21 protein-coding genes and 2 pseudogenes are annotated in these 22,122 nt (G+C 43.0%); 13 read left to right on the top strand and 10 right to left on the bottom strand.

What is annotated here, in order from left to right; all coding sequences use genetic code 11:
• Nucleotides 1-7 precede the first annotated feature (7 nt).
• Nucleotides 8-337: a YbaB/EbfC family nucleoid-associated protein gene (locus R7Q46_RS18445; RefSeq protein ID WP_005380618.1), complete on the top strand. Its 330-nt coding sequence runs from the start codon at nt 8-10 to the stop codon at nt 335-337.
• A gap of 30 nt (nt 338-367) precedes the next feature.
• Nucleotides 368-967: a recombination mediator RecR gene (recR, locus tag R7Q46_RS18450; protein ID WP_005380619.1), complete on the top strand. Its 600-nt coding sequence runs from the start codon at nt 368-370 to the stop codon at nt 965-967.
• A 51-nt stretch (nt 968-1,018) separates the two neighbouring features.
• Here the strand turns inward: recR and aqpZ are convergent, their stop codons facing one another.
• From aqpZ to R7Q46_RS18465, 3 genes are all read right to left on the bottom strand, one after another.
• The gene (aqpZ, locus tag R7Q46_RS18455; protein ID WP_053349564.1) at nt 1,019-1,717 is read right to left on the bottom strand and encodes an aquaporin Z; all 699 of its coding nucleotides are present in this window, start codon (nt 1,715-1,717) and stop codon (nt 1,019-1,021) included.
• A gap of 228 nt (nt 1,718-1,945) precedes the next feature.
• The gene (locus R7Q46_RS18460; protein WP_017820793.1) at nt 1,946-2,194 is read right to left on the bottom strand and encodes a YkgJ family cysteine cluster protein; all 249 of its coding nucleotides are present in this window, start codon (nt 2,192-2,194) and stop codon (nt 1,946-1,948) included.
• Nucleotides 2,195-2,331: 137 nt separating this feature from the next.
• The gene (locus tag R7Q46_RS18465) at nt 2,332-2,580 is read right to left on the bottom strand and encodes a GlsB/YeaQ/YmgE family stress response membrane protein (protein ID WP_005380625.1); all 249 of its coding nucleotides are present in this window, start codon (nt 2,578-2,580) and stop codon (nt 2,332-2,334) included.
• A 188-nt stretch (nt 2,581-2,768) separates the two neighbouring features.
• Between R7Q46_RS18465 and R7Q46_RS18470 the strand changes: the two genes are divergently transcribed.
• Genes R7Q46_RS18470 through R7Q46_RS18490 form a run of 5 tightly spaced genes read left to right on the top strand, consistent with a single transcriptional unit; the run spans nt 2,769 to nt 9,176 of the window.
• The gene (locus R7Q46_RS18470; RefSeq protein ID WP_017635991.1) at nt 2,769-3,221 is read left to right on the top strand and encodes a YcgN family cysteine cluster protein; all 453 of its coding nucleotides are present in this window, start codon (nt 2,769-2,771) and stop codon (nt 3,219-3,221) included.
• Between the two features lie 56 nt (nt 3,222-3,277).
• Nucleotides 3,278-4,873 carry a site-specific integrase gene (locus R7Q46_RS18475; protein WP_262656787.1) on the top strand — a complete coding sequence of 532 codons (1,596 nt, stop codon included), beginning with the start codon at nt 3,278-3,280 and terminating at the stop codon, nt 4,871-4,873.
• Entirely contained in the window at nt 4,870-6,732 is a 1,863-nt protein-coding gene (locus R7Q46_RS18480) for a hypothetical protein (RefSeq protein ID WP_213969689.1), read from the top strand. The genes R7Q46_RS18475 and R7Q46_RS18480 overlap by 4 nt, the downstream gene beginning before the upstream one ends.
• A gap of 3 nt (nt 6,733-6,735) precedes the next feature.
• Nucleotides 6,736-8,721 carry a hypothetical protein gene (locus R7Q46_RS18485; protein WP_285385553.1) on the top strand — a complete coding sequence of 662 codons (1,986 nt, stop codon included), beginning with the start codon at nt 6,736-6,738 and terminating at the stop codon, nt 8,719-8,721.
• Nucleotides 8,718-9,176, top strand: coding sequence for a hypothetical protein (locus tag R7Q46_RS18490; protein ID WP_213900135.1), 459 nt, complete (start codon nt 8,718-8,720; stop codon nt 9,174-9,176). Before R7Q46_RS18485 ends, R7Q46_RS18490 begins: the two co-directional genes overlap by 4 nt.
• 205 nt (nt 9,177-9,381) lie before the next feature.
• Here R7Q46_RS18490 and R7Q46_RS18495 read toward each other — a convergent pair whose 3' ends face one another.
• The 3 genes from R7Q46_RS18495 to R7Q46_RS18505 form a co-directional block, all read right to left on the bottom strand.
• Nucleotides 9,382-10,905 carry an ISNCY family transposase gene (locus R7Q46_RS18495; protein ID WP_318077683.1) on the bottom strand — a complete coding sequence of 508 codons (1,524 nt, stop codon included), beginning with the start codon at nt 10,903-10,905 and terminating at the stop codon, nt 9,382-9,384.
• Nucleotides 10,906-11,019: 114 nt separating this feature from the next.
• Entirely contained in the window at nt 11,020-11,781 is a 762-nt protein-coding gene (locus tag R7Q46_RS18500; RefSeq protein ID WP_060532469.1) for an IS5 family transposase, read from the bottom strand.
• Nucleotides 11,782-12,290: 509 nt separating this feature from the next.
• Entirely contained in the window at nt 12,291-13,196 is a 906-nt protein-coding gene (locus tag R7Q46_RS18505; protein WP_014204414.1) for a LysR family transcriptional regulator, read from the bottom strand.
• 179 nt (nt 13,197-13,375) lie between these two features.
• Here R7Q46_RS18505 and R7Q46_RS18510 point away from each other — a divergent pair, with 179 nt between their 5' ends.
• On the top strand, nt 13,376-14,032 hold the full coding sequence (locus tag R7Q46_RS18510; protein WP_169644330.1) for a LysE family translocator: 657 nt from the start codon (nt 13,376-13,378) through the stop codon (nt 14,030-14,032).
• A 434-nt stretch (nt 14,033-14,466) separates the two neighbouring features.
• Here R7Q46_RS18510 and R7Q46_RS18515 read toward each other — a convergent pair whose 3' ends face one another.
• Nucleotides 14,467-15,306 (bottom strand): DeoR family transcriptional regulator, encoded by an 840-nt coding sequence (locus R7Q46_RS18515; RefSeq protein ID WP_250155025.1) that lies wholly within the window; start codon nt 15,304-15,306, stop codon nt 14,467-14,469.
• Between the two features lie 43 nt (nt 15,307-15,349).
• The gene (deoC, locus tag R7Q46_RS18520; protein ID WP_285385555.1) at nt 15,350-16,009 is read right to left on the bottom strand and encodes a deoxyribose-phosphate aldolase; all 660 of its coding nucleotides are present in this window, start codon (nt 16,007-16,009) and stop codon (nt 15,350-15,352) included.
• A 216-nt stretch (nt 16,010-16,225) separates the two neighbouring features.
• Between deoC and rbsK the strand changes: the two genes are divergently transcribed.
• The 5 genes and pseudogenes from rbsK (at nt 16,226) to R7Q46_RS18545 (ending at nt 20,713) form a co-directional block, all read left to right on the top strand.
• Nucleotides 16,226-17,155 (top strand): ribokinase, encoded by a 930-nt coding sequence (rbsK, locus tag R7Q46_RS18525; RefSeq protein WP_213900132.1) that lies wholly within the window; start codon nt 16,226-16,228, stop codon nt 17,153-17,155.
• 83 nt (nt 17,156-17,238) lie between these two features.
• Nucleotides 17,239-18,567 (top strand): L-fucose:H+ symporter permease, encoded by a 1,329-nt coding sequence (gene fucP, locus R7Q46_RS18530; protein ID WP_213900131.1) that lies wholly within the window; start codon nt 17,239-17,241, stop codon nt 18,565-18,567.
• 50 nt (nt 18,568-18,617) lie between these two features.
• Complete coding sequence (locus tag R7Q46_RS18535; RefSeq protein WP_174208768.1) at nt 18,618-19,634, top strand: aldose 1-epimerase family protein; 1,017 nt, start codon at nt 18,618-18,620, stop codon at nt 19,632-19,634.
• Between the two features lie 112 nt (nt 19,635-19,746).
• Nucleotides 19,747-20,176 (top strand): annotated as a pseudogene (locus tag R7Q46_RS18540) (type I restriction enzyme endonuclease domain-containing protein); the annotation flags it as partial.
• 270 nt (nt 20,177-20,446) lie between these two features.
• Nucleotides 20,447-20,713, top strand: coding sequence for a hypothetical protein (locus R7Q46_RS18545; protein ID WP_005379032.1), 267 nt, complete (start codon nt 20,447-20,449; stop codon nt 20,711-20,713).
• 231 nt (nt 20,714-20,944) lie between these two features.
• Here R7Q46_RS18545 and R7Q46_RS18550 read toward each other — a convergent pair whose 3' ends face one another.
• Nucleotides 20,945-21,406, bottom strand: a complete 462-nt coding sequence (locus R7Q46_RS18550; protein WP_213899713.1) for a hypothetical protein — start codon at nt 21,404-21,406, stop codon at nt 20,945-20,947.
• A gap of 86 nt (nt 21,407-21,492) precedes the next feature.
• Nucleotides 21,493-21,932: pseudogene (locus tag R7Q46_RS18555) on the bottom strand (transposase); the annotation flags it as partial.
• Nucleotides 21,933-22,122 lie beyond the last annotated feature (190 nt).

A 22,122-nucleotide genomic window follows, 5' to 3' on the forward strand; every position in this document is an offset into this window, starting at 1 on the left:
GATAAACATGTTTGGTAAAGGCGGTATGGGCAACCTAATGAAGCAAGCCCAGCAAATGCAAGATCGCATGCAAAAGCTTCAAGAAGAAATCGCGAATATGGAAGTAACTGGCGAGTCTGGTGCTGGCCTAGTTAAAGTTACTATCACTGGTAGTCACAGCGTACGTCGTGTTGACATCGATGAAAGTTTGATGGAAGACGACAAAGAAATGCTTGAAGATCTGATCGCTGCGGCGTTCAACGATGCAGCCCGTCGTGTTGAAGAAACTCAAAAAGAGAAAATGGCTTCTGTAACTGGCGGTATGCAACTACCACCAGGCATGAAAATGCCATTCTAATCTGCTGATATTTAATTAAGCGGACTTTTAATGCGTACCAGTCATATGCTGGAGCAATTGATGGAGGCCTTACGTTGTCTACCTGGGGTTGGCCCTAAGTCAGCGCAGCGTATGGCCTTTCATTTGTTACAGCGCGATAGAAAAGGCGGTTTGCAGCTTGCAGATGCGCTTAGTCAGGCAATGACAGAAATAGGTCATTGTACTGAGTGTCGAACCTTCACCGAAGAAGAAGTCTGTCACATTTGCACCAACCCAAAACGCCAAGAAAATGGTCAAATTTGTGTGGTAGAAAGCCCGGCAGACATCGCAGCCGTTGAAGCAACAGGCCAATATTCTGGTCGGTATTTTGTTCTTATGGGGCATTTGTCGCCATTAGATGGTATTGGTCCAAGTGATATTGGATTGGATGTCCTTGATTACCGCTTACGTCGCGGTGATATTACCGAAGTGATTTTGGCGACAAACCCAACAGTTGAAGGTGAAGCCACTGCCCATTACATCGCAGAGCTATGTAAAGAGCACCAAGTTGATGCCAGCCGCATCGCGCATGGTGTGCCTGTCGGTGGGGAGCTAGAGCTTGTTGATGGCACGACGTTGTCACATTCGCTATTAGGTCGACACAGAATTTAATAAAAAGCCGCTGAACTCAGCGGCTTTTTTGATCTTGGGAGTTGGGAACGATTAATCGTTCGATTCTTCACTAAGAAGGTTTTTGTAGATAACCGCACCAAGCACGCCACCCACAATAGGCGCAACCCAGAACAGCCATAGCTGAGAAACCGCCCAGTCACCCACATATACTGCGACTGCCGTGCTACGAGCAGGGTTTACTGACGTATTGGTGACAGGAATGCTGATCAGGTGAATGAGAGTCAAACACAGGCCAATTGCGATAGGTGCAAAGCCTTGTGGCGCACGTTTGTCTGTTGCACCCATAATGACAATCAGGAACATCATCGTCATGACAACTTCAGTCACAAGTGCAGCGATCATCGAGTATTGGCCTGGAGAGTGTTCACCATAACCATTGGCGGCAAAGCCAGAACCCACAACATCGAATCCTGCTTGTCCAGATGCAATAACGTAAAGCACGCCACCTGCGATAAGCCCGCCGATCACCTGTGAGATGATGTAGGGAGCAACGTCTTTTGTCTCAAAACGACCGCCAGCCCAAAGGCCAACTGTCACTGCAGGGTTCAAGTGACAACCTGAAATATGACCGATAGCAAATGCCATCGTCAGAACGGTTAAACCGAATGCCAAAGAAACGCCCAACAGACCAATACCCACTTCAGGGAAACCCGCAGCCAACACCGCGCTACCACAGCCGCCTAACACTAGCCAGAACGTGCCAAAAGCTTCAGCCAAATACTTATTCATGTTCTTTCCTGATCTTTAATTAAATGACCCGCTGAACATAGTCGAGAATTGTCAATAAATTGTGAGGGAGATCGCGCAAAAACCGCAAATGGAACGCTATGTGGCAAGAGTTCTCAAGGGTGAGATAAAAGGCTGAGGGGGGAGTGCTAAATCTTGAGTTTGCTTTGATTACTGCCTCGGAGAGAAACAACCGAGGTACTAACTTTAAACGTGTGGTCTAGAGTCGCATTACGTCAATTGTTCTAATTCAGTGATGTTGTCGAGTGCTTCTTGATTGGTGTTGCCGCATACAATCGGACACGGTTTAAAATCGTGACAGACTTTAGGGCGTTCAGGCTTACCAAATAGCTTGCACAAATTGTCGTCGTTGAGTTGCACACAACGAACACCTGCAGGTTTGCCCTTGGGCATTCCAGGTATTGGTGAAGAGATACTTGGCGCAATACAGCACGCTCCACATCCTAATCGACAATCCATAATGTAAACCTCTTAAAAATTAAGGGGGCAATTATGGTCATTTTGACGTGGATTGGAAGAGTGAAGAAAGAAAAAAATAAAAGGGCGCGCTTAACATTACGCTCCCTTTTTGGTTTTTTGCTTTTAAATCATCGTGATTATTTTAAGAAACGGTTATAAACAAACAACAGAATAAATGCGCCTAGTGTTGCGGTAATGATACTACCAATGTTGACGCCAGTGGCTCCGCCGAAACCGAGAATGCCGCCAAGGAAGCCACCTACAAATGCCCCTGCAATACCAAGTAACATTGTTGCAATCCAACCGCCCCCATCTTTTCCTGGCATGAGCCATTTAGCAAGTGCGCCGGCGATTAAGCCCAAAATAATCCAAGAAATAATACCCATGAAAACTCCTTAATGCCTTCTTGATCAATTGAGTAATGGAAACTTGTTTAAGGATAGAACAGTAAAACGAAAGTAGTTGAATATCTCCACCGTTATGTGGGAAGGATGCAAGATCTTCTCAAAACTTGAACTTTTGCGTTGAGAAGAGTATAAATCGCCCCCTAAATTCCCTTGGTGAGACCTGAAGTATGAGCACTCCATTTTGGCAAAGTAAATCGTTAGAGCAGATGACAGAAGAGGAATGGGAATCTCTCTGTGATGGTTGTGGCAAATGTTGTTTGCATAAGCTGATGGATGAAGATACCGATGAAATCTACTATACCAATGTGGCTTGTAGCTGGCTGAACAGTAAAACGTGTTCATGTAAGGATTACCCAAACCGTTTCACTTCGGGTGAAGAGTGCACCAAGCTGACCCGAGAAGACATCGACGATTTTACTTGGCTGCCACACACGTGCGCTTACCGTCTGTTGGCTGAAAAGCAGCCTTTACCAGAATGGCATCCGTTGATTACCGGCTCTAAGTCCGCAATGCATGCGGCAGGGGAAAGTGTCCGTAACAAAGTTGTTTACGAGATTGATGTGGTGGATTGGGAAGACCACATTCAAAACTTACCTGATAGACTAAAACCTCATAATTAACTTTCAAAGTTGAGAATGCTGTATATGCTGATTGTATGTACAGTATGAGGTTTAGTATGTCAGATAACGATACAAATCAGAAAAAGGTCATACGAAAAGAGATAGAAATTTCGACTATCCTTAACTTCGTTTACAAGAAACCATTGGTGTCCATTGATGAGAATGGTGAACCTCAGGTTATATACTGTGCCAATGGCAATAAGATCCCCATCAAGAAACTCCCCTTACTCCATATTGTTGGATATGACGACAAAAACAACCTAGTCAGCTACCAACCATTAGATATGGTGAATGAGTTCTTATTGTCGAAAGCAATCGATGATGGTGTGCTTGAGCTTGGCACCGATGCGCAGGGGCTTGCTCATTACTTCTGTTTTGTATTGGACAAGCAGGCAGAGTGGGATGCTGAATACGATAAAGAGGACTTTGACCCTCTCTATGATGACCCTCGTCCAGAATGGAGTAGCTTTCCTCGCAACAAGCAAGAACGGTTAACCTACCAGTATCGGGATGGCATAAAGCAGCTCGCTATTGATGGTGTATTGGCTAAAACTACAGCTAGGCAATACATGAGCAGTATTGTTGGTTTCTATAAACACTGTCTTCGCCAAGGCATCCGCTTTAATAACCCTCCCTTCCAGTTTGAGACAGTTAATATACATTTCGAGGCGTCTGCATCTAGTATGAAAGCTTACCTACGTAAGCAGGTGCATACGACGGATATGCGAATTAAATTCTCTAAATCATCTCGCAGTGGTGGCACAAACCTCAGCAACCTACGCCGAGACCTAAAACCGTTTACCAATAATGAATGGAAAATTCTGCAAAACATATTAGTAAAGTCCCGCAGAGTGGTTCGTCATGGTGATAACAGTAAATTGCACTCACTTCCGATTGAATTTTGCCTGCACCCAATGATTTGCCGTAATACTGGATTGCGGCGTGAGGAAGCAGCAAGCCTTCATTTGGGACAGATTGTTAACCCCGAAACCATGATTCAGGACGGCAAAGAGGTGTTTAAAAAGCCTGTGCTGGATTTGGGTGTCGGTGATATGTACCAATCACTCACAAAAACCGCAGATGGCTCCGCAGAGAAGAATAAAAGCCGTGAAACCATAATCCCCGCCCCATTGATGAAGATGCTTTACGATTACTCGCAGTCCGACAGGTATCAAAAGCGCCTTGAGAAATTCAAAGCATGGTGCAAGGAGCAGTCTGAGGCAGGTAACACGCACCTTTTTGAGGGTGACGATGCGATTAACCCTGAACTTGAGTACCTATTTATTACCCAGTCTGGGAAACCCATGTTTACGCGGCTACAAGACTTCACTGGCCGCTGGGTGGAAATACGTAATACTGCGAATCTAACCCAAGGTCTTGACCACCCTATTGTCGGCTCCATACATAATTTACGCTCAACGTTTGCCGTGAATATCTTCCGCCACCTTTTAAATAAAAAGGATGAGTATGGTAACCCGTCAATCACACCCGATGAGGCATTGGATAGGGTGTCAGCGTTGCTAGGACATGAAGATAGGGCGACGACGATAGAGTACCTGAAAATAGCACAAGATATACCCTCTGCCGATGAAATTTACGAGGACGTACTGGACTATATTGGCGCTTTTGATGACTTGGAGACGACAGTATGATCCAAGGACGTAAGCGTACCAAAATTACAACAAAGAAGACCAGCGCACCTATCATCCTACTTCGTTTTGAAGATATGGTTTTAGATTCTGGTAATGGATATAAAGCCTACACTCACCGCCTGCGTTATCTGAATGTCCCAACAGTAAATCAAATAAAATCAGGGAATGAGGTATTGGCGAATCGGGATGATATCGTCAGGGAGATTCACCAAAAGCTAAATCCTTTACCAAAAAACCGGTCAAAGCAGACTCACTTTTCTGGTCTTGTTAGCTACTTCCAATTTCTTGACGGTATTGGTTATCAAGGTGACCTTTTCAGTAACGCTGCTATGATTGATTGCATTAAGCACTTCAATAAATTACGCGAAAGAGGTGAGCTGGTATCGTTAGCGGGGAATATTAAAAACAGCTTATCTTTCCTATTAAGGCTGTGGAATCGAGAATCTGACCTGAAGATGCTGCCAGAAGTTGCAGCAAACCTTTTGGCTGCAAATAAGGCGTTTCATGTGGAAACAGAGCTGAAACCATTATCCAAGATATTGATTAAAGGCGCACTGGCCTTTCAGGAAGCGATTGAGAGAAATGAGTTGCTAGAGATTCATCCGTTCTTTGATGAACAGCTGTTTGATGAGCAAGCAAGGCGCAATGACTGGACACCACGTCAAATTAGTATTAAGAAAAGCGGTTTTAAGAAGTGCATGAAACCTCAACCAGGAACAATAGAGAATAGCCCGCTTCCACTTGAGCAACTTAATCGGCAAGTATTTTATAATCAGGCATCACGCAATTGTTTTTTCGTGTTTTCAATGCTGACAGGAATGAATACATCGGTGCTTGCTAATGTGCGCTACAAGGACGTTTCATTTAAAAGTATTGGCAGTGGGCGGTTTGTTTTTGACGGTGAAAAGTTTAGGGCAGGCTATAAAAGTTTGGATAATAGCGCTGGCTTTAGCCAGCGAACTAAAGGGTTGATTAACCGATGGCTAAAAACCTCTAAAGTGATGTACCAATCACTGGGTATTCCGTTGTCAAATGAGCTACCGCTTTGTCCTTATTTTAGTTCCAGAGGTGAGGTCTGCACATTCAATACCAACGGTTCAAATATTGGCTACATTAATACACATCTTGAGAAGGTAACTGGGTTAAGGGTTAATGCGAGCCGATTCCGAGCAACAAAATCTAATGTTCTGATGCGAGTGACTGAAGATATCTTCCTTGTGTCACAGGGTCTGAATAATACAGTGAATGTTGTCGCCCAACGCTACTCTAGTGGTGTTCAGGCAGACCATGATAACAACCTTAATGCCACGATGGGTGCACAATACGCTATTGCCAAGGGAGAGGAAGTTGGTAAAGCCATCGAGGGTGCAAAGGCGATGCACAGCGATATTTTGTCAGATTATGATTATAAGACATTGCGCAACCGTGAAAGCAAAGAGCAGCCATTAATGACAACGCCTACTGGCATCAAGTGCGCTGGAGCAACACCAGAGAAGCTCGTTGCTGAGGCGCGGCGAATGAAGCAGTTAGGCATTGACTTTTCGAAAGACACGGGGCGGTGCACAGATTTTCTTGGTTGCTTTGATTGTGACAGCCATAAATTGGTTGCGTCAGAAAATGATATCTGGTTGATGCTGTCATTTTTAGAACAAATCGAAGACCTCAAAGAGATGGTGGCAAGTAATTCCGCACCTAAGGATGAGTATTTTGTTGTGGAGAGGATGTTGAAAAAAGTCCTTCTCAGGCTGAAACAAAAAGCACCAAAAAATTACGCTCAAGCAAAACAAAAAGTGGAAGATGGTGATTACCACCTGCTTTACCAAGACCGAGCCAGCGCCAGCCAATTTTTTAAGGGGTAATTTATGTCTAAACAGCTTATACAACCTCGCCAAGAGCTCGCTGAAAACCCGTATGTGACGTTTGACTCTGACAATAACGGTGTGTCACGTGTCTTTGATCTCGTGTGGGATTTCCACGCTCTTAACCAGAACAAAAAAATCATTTCTTTTGGATGGATTAATGAAAAGTACCGCCACGATATTCAGTCTTACCTTTATGCACTGATCCAGTACCAAAAGGAAACCTCAAGCTCTGATTCGCATGCAGCGGTTAGCTCGTTGATAACCATTAGAAGTAAGTTAAACGCCCTCGCCACACGTTGGGGTAAAAGTGACTTCAGCTTACTTACGAGCGAGCGAGAGTGGAAAAAGTGCACTAAAGCATTATATGGGGGGGGGGGCGGTCAAGGCCCGTGCCGACGCATTGCGTCTACGATTAATTCATTGAATAAAGCGGGCCTTGTAAAGCGTTATGTTCATAAGCGAGAGTATGTACGGTGGATTCAACCTGATTCAGGTGAAGGTCAGGCAATTGCGTTTCCTGAAGCGATTCATGTCAGTATATTAAAAACAGTTGTTGAGTTTGTTGAAACCTATCACCCCTATCGTCACCAAATTTCAACGGCAATGGAAAAACTTTACATCTATCAGGATGAAATGTTCAACACTAAGCTTAAAGCGTTAGGCGTGAGTGCCCTAAGCGATGGGCAAATGAAGACACTCTATACAAGGATGTCTCTCATAACAAGCAAGTGGCCTGAACGAAAAGCTATTCCTAATTTCTCATTTGACAGGAAAGGAGGTTGGTTGGGTAAATTACTCAGGATGTGCTTTATCTGTGTGGGTTTATTCTCTGCCGCCCGCAAGGAAGAGCTGCTTTCCATGAACAAAGAGAGCTATGACGATTCACTGATTGCTGTACCCAAGGTTTCAGGATTTTCTACAAAAGGAAACAAGGGCGAAAAGATTTATACAACGTGGAATACTGCCCCTATCGCAAAACTGGCACTGGAGCTAGCTTTTGATGCCACGCAAGCCGCAAGGAAATATTCGTTAGAGCGACTGGATGACGGCTATCAAAAAGCTCAGTTAACCCAAGACCAATATAGTGCAAGGAAACAAGACCTTGAGAGTGCTTTCATTTCTTCTTGTATCCCTTACGACAGTGAAGCACTCATAAATAAAACGTCGCTAAAATACACGATTGAAGGGGCTGGTGATGCATTGAACATGAATGAGTTCAACATTACTGCGACCGCTGAAGACGTTGACGAATTCGACCTGTTAAATCCAGACCGTGCAGGAAGCTTAAAGGTCGGAGGTGCCTTACCAAGGCTTAGCCCTCATGATTTACGACGGAGTTTTGTGGTCTTTATGGTGAAAAACCGATTGGGCAATGCACTCACAGTAAAATACCAGCTAAAGCACCGCAATATTAATATGTCCAACTGGTATGCAAATTATTCCGAACTCGCGCGCACCAACCAATTGCTGATGGATACAAAGTTAATTAGTGAGTTTGATAAAGCAATTGAAGCATCTGCTGTGGACGCATGGGATGAGATTTACAATGTATCCGAAACCTTGAGTGGTGCTGAGGGCGAGCGTATAGCTCAGAATAAAGCAGAGCGGCTAGCACAGGGTGAAGAAATCGTGATGTCTCGGAGTGAACTGGAGGCATTGGTAAGGTCTGGTGACAAATCTATTGTATTACTTCCTACAGGTGGCTACTGCACCAACCGTAATTGTGAACGACTTTGCTCCCTGATGGATATTGTTGAAGCATCCTGTAAGCATAAGGTAATCACTGATAAAGCGGCGAAAAGGCTATCGAGGGAGCGGGATAACCTCATTGCTTCATTCAGGTCAATAAATGAAATGGGTGACTATGTCAATGAATTAATTCTCGATGCTAGAAAAAAGAAGATTCAGTCTATTGAACCAACTCTAGTCAAACACAGCATTCCTTTTGATAACTTCAATGATGATATTAAGGCGGTATGGTCATGAAAGTAGAATATAAGGCAACCTGCAAGACCGAGGGGTTACTGGTAAATGCATTTCAACGTTTATTAGATGGTAAGCCGCTTCACGTTAAGGCGACGGGCAAACTGACGTTGAACCGAATCAATAATGAAGCTCGGCTTGGCAATAGCTATGTCCATAAGTTCAAAGAGTTCGTTGCCTACGCCAAACCTGTTATCGATGAATACAACCTCAACCGCGATAAAGCGATGACAACAGGTTTAGATATTGAGTTAGATGTCCCTTTGTCTGAGCTTGATAGGCTAAAACACGAATTAAAAAAAGCCAATGAGCTTAAAGATAAATACAGGGTGCAACGAAACAATGCAGTCGAAGCCCGAAAGCAGTTAGAAGCTGAAAATGCGAGGCTCCGCTTTAGGGTGTTTGACTTGCAGCAAGAATTATTAGATGAAAATTGTGTTGTGACCTCTATCAAGTAGCGTGCTCTTACGCTCAAAGTGTAAAGGGGCTGAGGATCGTAACGCGTTTTGTCGAGTAGACGACACCTGTTACCAAGTGGCGTCCGGAGCGACTAAGAAGCTTCTGCCCAGCAATGATTTAACGTAATTGCTGTGATTACCAAGGGAGCCTGACGGGATAAATCCCAAGCGACTTTGTCGTTCACCTTTAAGTCTAGCCCACAGGCTAGACTTCTTTATTTAATGCCGCTGAGCGTTGTATTCTCAGCGCTCTGGTATTCAGTGCCTCGCGCTTCCAGATATTTCGTATCGTGCAACTGCTGACGGTGATGTTGTACTCCTTCTTTAGCATGGTTCTCAACTGTACTGAGGTTTGATACGGATTGTTTAAGGTCAGCTCGATAATTTTGTGTTCGGTTTCTTCAGGTATGCTGTTTTTGCTGCGGTGCAGCGGTTTGTTAATGCGCTTAAGGCCAAGGGGGCCTTCCTCGGCTAATACCTTTTGATAGTTATAGATACTTCGGCGCGAGCAACCAGTTAGCCGAGCGGCTTCCGTCGCATTACCCAGGCGGTCGGCAAGCTCGATGACATCCAACTTGCGCTGGACTTCCATCCCATACTCATTCGCTCTTGGTGGCTCTTCTAACTCGGTAATATGCAGTTTTCGGTGACCAAAATAGGCTGAGAATGCACCATCAAACTGACAGCGTATTTCCAGTTTCTGATTGACGATGGAGTGCCTTATGGGCGAGTCGATGAGATACATTTTATTGTTATAACTGAAGGTATGATCTCGGCGAACCTTGCGATATTCCTTGTGAACACAGACCGTATCAAGGTTGATGTGTTCAGGTACAACCTTGAACGCCGACCTTGGGTTCTTCGCCTGCACCGCGATTTTCTGTTGCCAGTACAGTGGAATGAATTGGTTTTGAAGATACTCGTTGGCGCTTTGAATATCGGTAATATGGTGCAGCCGAAGCTCTGGAACCAGCCTGTCTTGGAACGTGTCGAATGCTCGTTCGACACGTCCTTTGCCTTGGGGCGAATTCGCAAAGATGATTTCGATCCCTAGCTCTTCACAAGCGCGTTGCATCTGAGAGAAGTTACTGCGTTTTGGACCACCGAATATACCCGCTCTATCGACGTAGAGCGTCTTAAACAGACCTCGTTTTTCGATATATGCCTTCATGACTTTCATACAGCCTTCCGTGGTTTCGGAAGGGAAGAACTCGGCATGGATATCACTGGTCGCATCGTCGATGATGGCAATTAAGCATGAGCGATGTTCACCAAACCATTGATGCGGACTGCCGTCCATTTGCAGCATCAGTCCAGGCTGCTCCATCCGTTCTCTGTGTTTTCTTACACGGCTACGACGACGCTTTGCTCGCTTCACATGGTGGATAGCGTGCGCCCACTTTCGCAAGGTTTCCCGCTTGATGGTCAAGCCTTCATTGACCGTGAGCAACTCGGCCAGATGCTGCAAATTGAAATCGAAGTACTTAGTTTGGATCAGTTGCTGAACCTGTCTTTTCAGTGAATCAGGGGTTTTATTGACAGGCTCACGACCTTTATTGCCATGGACAACAAAGCGTATGCCTTCACGACGATAGCGGTGGAGATAACGCTCTATGGTACGACGGGATTTATTGAGGAGTATGGCAGCACTGTGAATGCTGATCTTACCTTGAGTGACTTTAGCGATCACATCAACAGTAAGCTGGGAGCGAGAGTCCATGATGATCATCCTTACTAACCCCTGAATGGTGAGTTGACCTATTCAAAGGGTTAGGTATAGAAACGGATCCGTCATTTTCCCTTGGTAATTAGGGCGTGTTGATCTTTGCTGTACATTTCGTGTTCAACAATACATCGGTAGCCACATTAACATGAATGCCAGCGATAACATGCTGGCATAATTTCTTTCTAGCTTGTCATATCTACTTGAAATAGCTCGATAATGCTTAATTCTCCCAAAGGCATTTTCGACCAAGTGACGATACTTGTATAGACACCAATCCATGCTGTCTTTGTCTATATCTTGTCCGTAATTGCGTTTAGCAATTACCGTTTCTCCGCCACGTTCCTTAACAAAAGTACGGAAAGGTTCGCTGTCATATCCTTTATCACAAACGATGGTATTAACTTCATCGAGTTGCTCAACTAAGCTTTCGGCATGCACTATATCGTGGCGTTGTCCTTCTGATAAATCAAAGCAAATCGGCAGGCCGCCACTATCCACGGCTAAGTGAATTTTGGTTGAGTTGCCCCCGCGACTTTTTCCTATTTGCTCTGAGCTTTCAGTCGCGGCACCTGTACTATGCTGATGCGCTCGAACTATAGAGCCATCAAGAAAGACCCATTCAAAATCAGCCATGCTAGATAAGCTTTTGAAAAGTTTATCTAAAACCCCTTTCTTTGACCAAAGATTAAATCGTCTGTAAACAGTACTCCACTCTCCGAACTCAGAGGGGAGATCTCGCCAAGGAACACCTGTTCTCATTCGATAAAGTATTCCTTCAAATGTCATTCGATGTTCAGTTTTATCGTAAATACGACCTGTACTTTTCATAACTTGGAGTAGCAGTTCCCAGCGAATATCAGTTAACATTGTTCTTGGCATGGTATTGGTTATGGTTTTACTTTTGGTGAAGCAAATTATAACTCTTTACCATGCTGTTCAAAAAACACTCACGAAAGATCAACACGCCCTAGTCAACCGACAAAATCGGTTGGTAGTTAAGGTACGACAGAATCGCTTGGTGATCACAGATTTAACGTAATTGCTCTAAGCAGTTTATGCCCCATTCCTGCTTAGTGCGATTGCTCAGCAGCGGATTACTCTTCTGAGTTTGCCATACGTGAGGTTATCGCAGATACCAGAACGGCGCTGAACGGAATCTCCCAATTTCTGTCAAAACGGTGTGTCCAGCCAGAAATCATCACCTGCATTATTATGCACTTAAATTGAAAGGTGTAACTTGGAGGTGGGCATGAAATGAGCTAGGCTCTTCATACTATTTAGACCTTGGGATTACACAAGATATAGGGTCAGCACTCCATGCACGATATAGTTCAGGACCGAGTTAACAACGTCAGCTAGTTTTGTTAGCTTTCCTAGTCCCCTGTTTATCAATTTAGACAGGTTACCTCGTCAGGCAATGGACCAGGTGCTGAAGACTTGAGCCACTGATAGAGTAAATCGATGTATTGTCTTTTAACTGAACCTTTAGGCCAGACAAGATAATAGCTATCACCAGTCACCACCGCTTGCTTAAATGGCAACGCAAGTAACTCGGTGTCAATCGCTTTCAGACTAAGTAACAAATCTCCAACAGAGATACCATGGCGGCTGATGGCCGCTTGGTTGCCTTGCTCAAGAGTATCGAACACCTTGCCCTTATTAATGTTCAAAGACTTATAATAACCAGTGCGGTCTATCCAACGCCGCCAGTCACGGCGGTCCGAAGTTGGGTGAATTAGCTCACAAGCGCTTAAATCATATTGAGCCTCACTCAGTAACGCTGGTGAACAGACGGGAATCAGCAGCTCTTCAAACAGCGGAAGGCATTCGGTATCTGTACCAAAATTACCCTGTCCCAGCAAGATGGCGCAATCGTAGGGTTCTCGGACAAAATCCACGCTGTCAATATCCATCCATACACTTACAATTTCAATAATTGGTACGGTGTGCTCATCTCGAAAACTCCTCAATGCGTCCAGTAACCAGCTCATGGTCAGTGTGGATGGCGCTTTTAAGCGCAGTTGCCGATTGTTGCGACCAAAGTAGTAACAGGCATTTTCCAGGCTCTGGAAACTTTCCGTCAGTTGACTGGCCAGAGAGTTACCAGCGGGAGTAATTAATACTTTCGGGCCATGTCGTTCAAACAGCTTGCATTCAAACCATTCTTCCAGCGTTCGCACATGGCGACTTACCGCACCAGGTGTAACGTTAAGTATTTCAGCAGCTTTAGAAAAAGATCCTAAGCGGGCAGCTGCTTCAAATGCCCGTAACGCATACAGTGGAGGCAATGTCATGTCTGTATTCCATTGTGAGTATTACTCATAATAATATACAGTTTTTTCCGTTTTTCAGCATTGATTAAGCCTTACATAATAGGATTATTTCGTTAAGTTAAATCGAACTAATGAAATTCGAAAGAATGAGTTTCACTCATCTATAGGCAATCAAGTATCTCCACAGGAAGAAACACACCATGAATCTATCATTACTCGCCACCTACAGCCTCGCTGTTCTACTGCTAATTATCACTCCCGGTCCAGTCGTTGCTCTGCTTATTTCTACAGCAACCCGCGAAGGACAGCGCAAAGCATTTATGACTTTGCTAGGCACCAATGGAGCGTCCCTGCTGTTAATGACGATTGCAGTATTGACTTTAGCTGGTGTAGTACACTTGTCTCCCGTTTATCTATATTTATTGGGCATTGCTGGTTCTTTCTATATTGGCTTCGGCGCGATATCGGAACTACTCACAATAAGGAAGTTACCAAATGTCAATATAGATAATGAATCAACATCAACTCTCAACGAAACCACCAAAAATAGTGGGTTAGTCAGAGGTTTTATTATTGGGGTAGTCAACCCGAAAGATATCTTATTCTTTGTCGCTTTTTTTCCGCAGTTTATTGCAGTGACACACAATTTTTCTACCAGCGTAATAACATTGTCATCTATCTGGGTGCTATTTGATGCAAGCATTCTCTCTCTTTACATTTTGTGCGCTAAATGGTGGTCAAAAGCATTTAACTCGCGCTGGATTGAAGGATTATGTGAGGGGTTCTTATTGGCTGTAGCTGTGGGTGGAGTGTTTTATAATTCTCAACAATTGCTTCTGTTATCGGTACCTAGCTAGCTCAAGTTTGGAAAAAGTTAGTTGTACATGATCGAGTTAATGCATGTTTTTTTTTGTGAATTCTGCATTAAATTAACCTAGAACCTCAGTTCGAGGATGCACGATTCTGTCCATTTTCTTCCATCTCAGGCACTGCGTTCAGTGGTGCCTGATTGCGTTTTGGGATATCTAAAGTTATTCGATGATAGCTAAATCAGAAGAACCACTGACACGCCTTTGTCCAAAAGCATCTCGGATTGAATTTTTACCTGTGGCACTTTCTAACTCGAAAGTGCCCCATTATCATTTACGGCTAAAATATTCGCGGCCACGAACTACTGAAATTTGCCCAAATACAGCTCATGTAACGATAATAATATTTATGCAAAAATAGTGAGTTTCTATGTTTGCAAAGTCGCTTCGGGACAAAACCGCCTCCACTCTTTCTCACCAATTTAATCAACCGGTGGGGTTAGAACCTGCAGTCGTGCTTCATTACAAGCCGCTTCGAGCTTATGAGGTAAGGCATCATCAGAGATCAAATAGTGGAAATTTAGCAAGTTACCGATTTTGTATGTGGCGGTTTGATTGATAGTTTTCTTTTCTACTATCAGATACTTTTTCATGCTCCTTTCCATAACCAGATTCGCAATGTTTGCTACCAACATATCCGAAGCTGTCACGCCAAACCTATCGTGAACACCTGCGGACGAAATAAACACTTTCTGAAATATCATAGGTGTTAGCACATCATTAGAGGTGGAGACGAAGATATCATGTACAGCGTTATAATCGCCGCCTTGCAAGATAGACTTACAGTTAGGTTTATTCTTTAATGCCAAAAAGACATTCATAGAAGCAGTAACACCTGTAAATTTCACATGATCGGGTATTGAACCAATAATGTCAGCGTTAAGTACTCCGTTGTCGAAATACACTACATCATTCATCTCTATAAAGTCAGAAACGATAGCCGAGATATAGTTGTTCACTTTGACTGGAGGGAAAACTGTTGTATTGCGCGCTTTCTGAAGTGGAATCGCCTGAGAAGATACTTTCGAAGACATCTGTTCAAGATCTTCCGTAACTTCATCATGAACGATTGGATCACCACGACGGATATATCCGCCGTAGTATTCAAGAGGAAAAGAATGAGCAGCATTGGAGCTTAAATCACGACGAACTGTCATTTCTGACACTTCTAAAAGGCGGGCGATTTCTTTCAAATGAATTTTGTCGCTGTGTTTTAGGCATGCTTCAATTCGTCGAAGTCTTTCTAACTGCTTTGTAACCATGTTTCTCCATTTTCGGCCTTTTACAGCCGAAGGCTTCTTACTCTTAGTAACTATTCGTCGTTGGAGCTTCACCCGTGACAATGCTCACACTCGCACTAGCGCCAACTCGAGACGCCCCAGCGTCAATCATTGCTTGTGCTGTTTCTTTGGTGCGAACGCCGCCAGATGCCTTTACTCCCATTTGTTTGCCAACAGTATCACGCATTAACTTAATATGCTCAACAGTTGCACCACCTGTTGAGAAACCTGTTGATGTTTTCACAAAATCAGCACCAGCACGCTTGCTAATGTTACACAGTTCAACAATTTGTTTGTTGGTGAGTAGGCAGGTTTCGAAGATGACTTTGAGCAATTTCGGCCCACATGCCTCTTTTATAGCGGCAATCTCTCTTTCAATAGCATCCCACTCACCGTCTAAGACATCGCTGATGTTCACTACCATGTCAATTTCATCAGCGCCTAACGAGATTGCATTTTGAGTTTCAAACACTTTAACAGCAGTGGTGTTTGCCCCTAAAGGAAAACCGATAACTGTGCAGATCTTAACATTTGATGTCTTTAGGCGTTCGGCGCAATGCTCAACAAAATCAGGATTGATACAAACAGAGAAGAACTGGTGTTCGTGGGCTTCATCACAGAGTGTGTTGATTTGGTTAGTTGTGGCGTTAGCCAATAATAGTGTGTGGTCAATATAGTGATTCATGTTGTTACCCTATGCGTTAATCTTGGATTAGAGTGTATGTTACTTTAATAACATTTCAAAGTTTTAATGTTATCATATTAACCTATAAGTGTGATTTAGTGCTGGTTTTTTCATTGCTTAATAGGCGTTAACATCATTTAAGTGATCCTAATCTCAGTAAATACTCATAAAGATCGATTAATGTTAGTTTTATAACATTAGTAAGGGAAGTTAAACATGAAAACAATTGCAGTTATCGGCTCAAATATGGTCGATCTCATTTCATACACAGACCGTATGCCAAAAGAAGGTGAAACATTAGAAGCTCCATTATTCAAAATGGGATGTGGTGGTAAAGGTGCTAACCAAGCCGTAGCCGCCGCGAAAATGGGAGCAGATGTTGTAATGGTAAGTAAAGTGGGTGACGACATGTTTGCCGACAATACAATTCGAAACTTTCAATCTTACGGCATCAATACTCAATATGTGAGCAAAGTACCTCAGACTTCAAGCGGTGTGGCGCCAATATTTGTTAGTTCCACATCTCAGAACTCTATTTTGATCATTAAAGGAGCGAATGAGTTTTTAAAACCAGCTGACATTGATAAAGCGGAAAGTACCTTGGTGGAGTGCAGTTTGATTGTACTTCAGCTAGAAGTACCACTAGAAACTGTCTATGCTGCCATCGAATTTGGTAATAAGCATAGTATTCCAGTATTGCTAAATCCTGCGCCTGCAGTACCTGAGCTTGATATTGAATATGCTTGTCGTTGTGACTTCTTTGTGCCTAACGAAACTGAACTAGAAATTCTAGTGAACAAGCCTGTTGAAACGGTTGAACAGATTAAAGAAGCCGCCACCATTCTTCTAAATAAAGGTTTGAACAACATCATCGTTACCATGGGTTCGAAAGGTGCACTTTGGTTAAGCAAAGATGGTAAAGACGTATTCATTGAGCCAACCAAAGTAAACGCAGTGGATACCAGTGGTGCGGGTGATGCATTCATTGGCTGCTTCTCTCACTACTTCATGCAAACTGGTGATGTACAGACGTCCTTAGAAAAAGCTTCACTGTTTGCTGCATTCAGTGTGACGGAAAAAGGAACACAGTTCTCTTATCCGAGCATTGAACAATTCGAAGAGTTTGAAACAAAGCACTCTAAATAATACTAACGGTCTGAACTAACAATTAAAACTGGCTCATTATTTCTAATGAGCTACAGATAACCTGTTCTTTAAGGAACCCTACAATGATAAAAAATAATACCATCCAAGGCTCTGATGGCTATTTGGATAGAACACCAGTATTTCAATTTATACTATTATCTTGCCTTTTTCCTTTATGGGGGTGTGCGGCTGCATTAAACGATATTCTAATTACTCAATTTAAATCTGTTTTTGAATTATCTAACTTTGCAAGTGCCTTAGTACAAAGTGCTTTTTATGGCGGTTATTTTTTAATTGCGATCCCTGCTTCTTTAGTCATTAAAAAGTCGTCGTATAAAGTGGCTATTATGATTGGTTTGTCGCTTTATATCTTTGGCTGCGCTGCATTTTTCCCTGCTTCTCATATGGCAACTTATACTATGTTCCTAGCAGCGATTTTCTCTATTGCAGTGGGTTTGTCTTTTCTGGAGACAGCGGCGAACACATATTCTTCAATGTTGGGGCCAAAATCGCATGCAACACTGCGCTTGAACATCAGCCAAACTTTCTATCCAATAGGCGCTATTGCGGGTATCTTGCTTGGTAAGTACCTTATTTTCCAAGACGGTGCGAGCTTAGAATCACAAATGGCGGCGATGTCTCCAGATCAGATTCATGCGTTCCGTCTAGAGATGCTAGAACATACGCTGAAGCCTTATAAGTACATCATTTTCATTCTTATCGGTGTGTTAGCGTTGTTTATGTTCACTCAATACCCGAAATGTAAAGTGGCTCAACAAAGTGGTAAAAAAGCCCCTTCTATTGGTAAAACGCTTAAGTATTTATCGACTAATAATCGCTTCAAAAAAGGCATCATTGCACAGTTCTTATATGTAGGTATGCAGGTCGCGGTGTGGTCGTTCACGATACGTTTAGCACTAGAAATGGCTGATATCAACGAACGCGCAGCATCAAACTATATGGTGTACTCATTCGTGTGTTTCTTTATAGGTAAATTTATTGCCAACATCCTGATGACAAAATTCTCTGCTGAGAAAGTACTCATTGCTTATTCTGTGATTGGTATGGCGTTTCTTGCTTATGTATCTCTAGTTCACGATTTTAGCGCGGTATACGTAGCTGTTGGTGTGAGTGTTTTGTTCGGTCCTTGTTGGGCAACTATCTACGCTGGTACATTAGATACGGTAGATAACGAATACACGGAAACAGCGGGAGCTGTCATTGTTATGGCGATCGTAGGCGCAGCAGTGGTACCTGCTATTCAAGGTTTGGTGGCTGACGCTATTGGCATGCAGCTTTCGTTTTTGGTCAACTTTATTTGCTTTGGATACGTTGGTTATTATTTCTTAGGTGAAATGAAAAATAAGAACCAAAGCGAAAAACAGACTCAATTAGCAGAACAAACAAATTAATGTAGCAAAAAGCCACTTTATAAGTGGCTTTTCTGTTCCGGAGAAGATTTATGTATATCATTCCACTAAACAAAGCACAGTTTAATCAGCAAGAAACAATTTTAATTCAATCTGAGGATTTTAAAGTATCAGCGTTCCAATATAACTCTGGGGTCGAAGGGTTAAAAATCGAAAATGCGAAAGGTTATTTAACAATTCTGCCTTACATGGGGCAAATGATTTGGGATGCGAAATTTCTAGGTGAAGACATTTGTATGGAGAACATGTTTTCGGAGCCGAAACCAAACAATGAGATTGTAGCCACATACGGATGTTTCGCTTTCCATTCTGGCATGATTAGAAATGGCTGTCCAAGTCCTGAAGATGATCACCCGCTGCACGGTGAAATGCCGTGTGCTAATATGGATAAAGCATGGTTAGAAGTCGATGAATATCAAATTACTCTAAAGGGTGAATATGAGTATGTAATGGGTTTTGGAGACCACTACTTAGCGACTCCGTCAGTTTCTATTGAGAAGGGGGCGTCTATGTTTGAGATTAAAATGAAAGTGCAAAACTTAGCTTCGGTCCCAATGCCACTACAGTATATGTGTCACATGAATACGGCATACTTCCCAGAGGCGAAGATGACGCAAAACATTCCGGATAGTGCGGTTAAGTTGCGTAAATCGATTCCCGGCCATGTTAAGCCAACACAACAATGGCTCGATTTTAACGACACACTCAAAGCGCAATCAGCACCCATTCAACAGCTTTCTTCACCAGACATGTATGATCCTGAAATCGTCTATTTTATGGATGACTTGTCCCAGCATACTGACAATGCTGAGTTTGAAATGACAATACCGAATGGCAAGACGTTAATTACTCGATTTGATACGACAGAATTCAACTATGCGACGCGTTGGATCTTGTACAACGGAGACCAAAAAGTCGGAGCCTATGTCCTGCCTGCAACTTGTCGACCAGAAGGTTACTTAGCCGCTGAGAAAAACGGTACGTTGATTCAATTGCAACCAAAGGAAGTGAGAGAGTTTACAGTGAAAACAGGCATTGTTGAAAAATAAAACTTTGCGGTGTGATGTAAAAAAACAGCCATTTGTTTGGCTGTTTTTTTAGTTTGAAAGCCATTTTGTAGACAAAAAAGTAAGAATCTATGAATCTACTTATTTGCATATAAACGATGTAGTTCACTTAGACCGCATTCTGACAACGCTGAACAAATGCCACAACCTCAGCATCGAAACCGCTCTGGTCATCGAAGAACTGATTCCAGTGGACAAAAGAGATGCATGAAGATAAAGAGCTACTTGATAAGCTAAATCTTTCAGTGTATGAGATGGTGTTCTACCGGGCCTTGGTTGAAAACGAGGCCTCAGTACATGAACTTGGCGATCATGCTTTGCGAAACCTCGCTATAGAGTTAACAGTTCAGCTTCGTAATTCAGCAACGCTTGACTGGCAGAAGCGTGAAAGTGTCCGTGCTCGTATGCGTAACTTAGTTTGTCGACTGTTACGCGGCTGGACGTATCCGCCAGATGCCGCAGAGGAGACTATCAAACTTGTACTTGAGCAAGCAGAGGTTCTCGCTGACGCGTGTTACAAATAATGACAAAAGTAAGCTATCAACCTTGCCTTTTGAATATCTATGCATAACTTGTTTGATAGCCGTCCAGATGATTACATCTTTTGGTCAAAAAAAAGTAATCTAATCAGAACGAATTAGAGTTTTATAACCAAGCAATAAATGTCCAACGGCTTGCTGACGGGGTAGATCATCGTAACGCAGAACTGCCCCTTTCCTTGTTTCAGAGCTAATTTCTAGCTGCTCACTATGCTATAAATTATCTAATGTCATTTTTGAATCGAGAAGTAAGTTATGAGTAAAAAACTGCTGTCAGAAAAAGACCTTTTAGAAGGATTAACAAGTCATACTGCGCACACCGATGAATTCGTGACTACAAGTGAAAAAGATTGGGGGGCTTATTCGGAAGGTGCGGATAAGGCGGATATTGACTTTCTAGTTGAACGACGTGATGTTTTTGACTCTTCACGAATTGAATTTGAGGAAGATGAACAAGACCGAGAACTAGTTAAGCAAAGAGAAAACTCCCCAGAAATTGACGTTGATATTGATGAGTTGTGAACCAGTATGTTTGTGTTTCGGAGTTAATCACCAGAATCAAAAATGCCCCAAGTGTATCAACTTCTCATTTGTTTGAATTGCCACCCGACCGAAAAATAACAAAAGTTAGATTTAGCGATGATATGAGCGTAAAAGCTACGCTTTAGTCACTTAAATTGGATCATTTAGGGCTGGGTCTATACGAACTAGCTAAAGCGCAGAGTAAATATTTAATAGTAACTAAGAATAAGCCTAACTGTTCTTTGAGAGATCCAGAGCTATGGTAGATTGATAAAACGGAGCTGAGTAATCCTGAAAGATATGGTTGAATTGCTCACGGCTATCAAGCACAAAAGCAACTCGAACGTGGTCTAGGTTGTATGTCGTCAAAACAGAGCGTAACCAACCCGCCAACGAACTCTCCAAAAGCGCTCTACAGCCTACGAACCACACCCATGTTTGCTGATCACTTCGAATGACATCTAAGATTTCTGACTTGTATCGATAACCATCTCCCATTGAAGTTAGGTCGATGTACACAACACTAGCTCCCAGTCCATGGTTAATGCGATTGTACGTATCTTGAAGTTCTTTACCGCATTCACTATCAAATGTGTGAAGCCTCATTACGCCCAACTCCCAATAGCCGTGTATTAAGCGTTCTGGTGTACCTACAGGCCAGCTATCAAAGGTGTATAAGTTATCTTTACGCATCTACGAAACTTATTTTTATGAACGGATTAGAGAAGTGAAGCCCAATGGCTGGACACATAAGCCAATATCTTAAGTGATTGACCAGCTTATGCAGCGTAGCTCTGTCTGTCAAAGTAGACTTAATCAGGGTGAGGTCATTGAGTACCTGGTGTTTACGCTCCTCATTATAAAACACCATGTAGTGCCCGATTTCAAGCTCTGCTTCACGGGGTGTGCTGTAATCTTTTAAGCAAATCTCCTCGTATTACAGACTTCTCAATAGTCGCTCAATAAAAAGATTGTCAATCCAGCGACCTTTTCCGTCCATGTTGATCCATATCCCCCTGATTGAGCAACCTCTGTGTGAACTCAGTGCTAGTAAACTCGCAGCCCTGATCGGATAAAGATATCGGGTGGTCCGTAGTATTGGAGCACCTCTTCGAGAGCCACGATACATAAAACTTGTACCCATGGTGTTCGATAACCGCGAGGACAACACCTTACAGTTATACCAGTCGATAATGACAACCAAGAACAGGAACCCTTTTGTTGATAGTTCGTTCATTTACAAGAAAGTTTGTCACTTTTTTCTCTGTCGGTTTAAGTTGACAGAGGTGATATGAACTGCCTATAGCAAACACGCCTTTGCCCCAAATAAGATACGAACGCTAGATTATCAGCTCCCCAAAGCACAATTTGAGTTACTTTTAGTTATTCTAAAAATGTGGAAATAGAGT

It is taken from the genome of Vibrio sp. 811 (genome assembly GCF_033339195.1).

Coding starts and splice junctions, on each gene's coding strand:
- deoC (WP_285385555.1), bottom strand. CDS start 16,009: ATGAATCACTATATTGACCACACACTATTATTGGCTAACGCCACAACT.
- rbsK (WP_213900132.1), top strand. CDS start 16,226: ATGAAAACAATTGCAGTTATCGGCTCAAATATGGTCGATCTCATTTCA.
- R7Q46_RS18535 (WP_174208768.1), top strand. CDS start 18,618: ATGTATATCATTCCACTAAACAAAGCACAGTTTAATCAGCAAGAAACA.
- R7Q46_RS18445 (WP_005380618.1), top strand. CDS start 8: ATGTTTGGTAAAGGCGGTATGGGCAACCTAATGAAGCAAGCCCAGCAA.
- aqpZ (WP_053349564.1), bottom strand. CDS start 1,717: ATGAATAAGTATTTGGCTGAAGCTTTTGGCACGTTCTGGCTAGTGTTA.
- R7Q46_RS18495 (WP_318077683.1), bottom strand. CDS start 10,905: ATGATCATCATGGACTCTCGCTCCCAGCTTACTGTTGATGTGATCGCT.
- R7Q46_RS18515 (WP_250155025.1), bottom strand. CDS start 15,306: ATGGTTACAAAGCAGTTAGAAAGACTTCGACGAATTGAAGCATGCCTA.
- fucP (WP_213900131.1), top strand. CDS start 17,239: ATGATAAAAAATAATACCATCCAAGGCTCTGATGGCTATTTGGATAGA.
- R7Q46_RS18500 (WP_060532469.1), bottom strand. CDS start 11,781: ATGCCAAGAACAATGTTAACTGATATTCGCTGGGAACTGCTACTCCAA.
- R7Q46_RS18545 (WP_005379032.1), top strand. CDS start 20,447: ATGAGTAAAAAACTGCTGTCAGAAAAAGACCTTTTAGAAGGATTAACA.
- R7Q46_RS18460 (WP_017820793.1), bottom strand. CDS start 2,194: ATGGATTGTCGATTAGGATGTGGAGCGTGCTGTATTGCGCCAAGTATC.
- R7Q46_RS18475 (WP_262656787.1), top strand. CDS start 3,278: ATGTCAGATAACGATACAAATCAGAAAAAGGTCATACGAAAAGAGATA.
- recR (WP_005380619.1), top strand. CDS start 368: ATGCGTACCAGTCATATGCTGGAGCAATTGATGGAGGCCTTACGTTGT.
- R7Q46_RS18510 (WP_169644330.1), top strand. CDS start 13,376: ATGAATCTATCATTACTCGCCACCTACAGCCTCGCTGTTCTACTGCTA.
- R7Q46_RS18470 (WP_017635991.1), top strand. CDS start 2,769: ATGAGCACTCCATTTTGGCAAAGTAAATCGTTAGAGCAGATGACAGAA.
- R7Q46_RS18485 (WP_285385553.1), top strand. CDS start 6,736: ATGTCTAAACAGCTTATACAACCTCGCCAAGAGCTCGCTGAAAACCCG.
- R7Q46_RS18480 (WP_213969689.1), top strand. CDS start 4,870: ATGATCCAAGGACGTAAGCGTACCAAAATTACAACAAAGAAGACCAGC.
- R7Q46_RS18550 (WP_213899713.1), bottom strand. CDS start 21,406: ATGCGTAAAGATAACTTATACACCTTTGATAGCTGGCCTGTAGGTACA.
- R7Q46_RS18505 (WP_014204414.1), bottom strand. CDS start 13,196: ATGACATTGCCTCCACTGTATGCGTTACGGGCATTTGAAGCAGCTGCC.
- R7Q46_RS18465 (WP_005380625.1), bottom strand. CDS start 2,580: ATGGGTATTATTTCTTGGATTATTTTGGGCTTAATCGCCGGCGCACTT.
- R7Q46_RS18490 (WP_213900135.1), top strand. CDS start 8,718: ATGAAAGTAGAATATAAGGCAACCTGCAAGACCGAGGGGTTACTGGTA.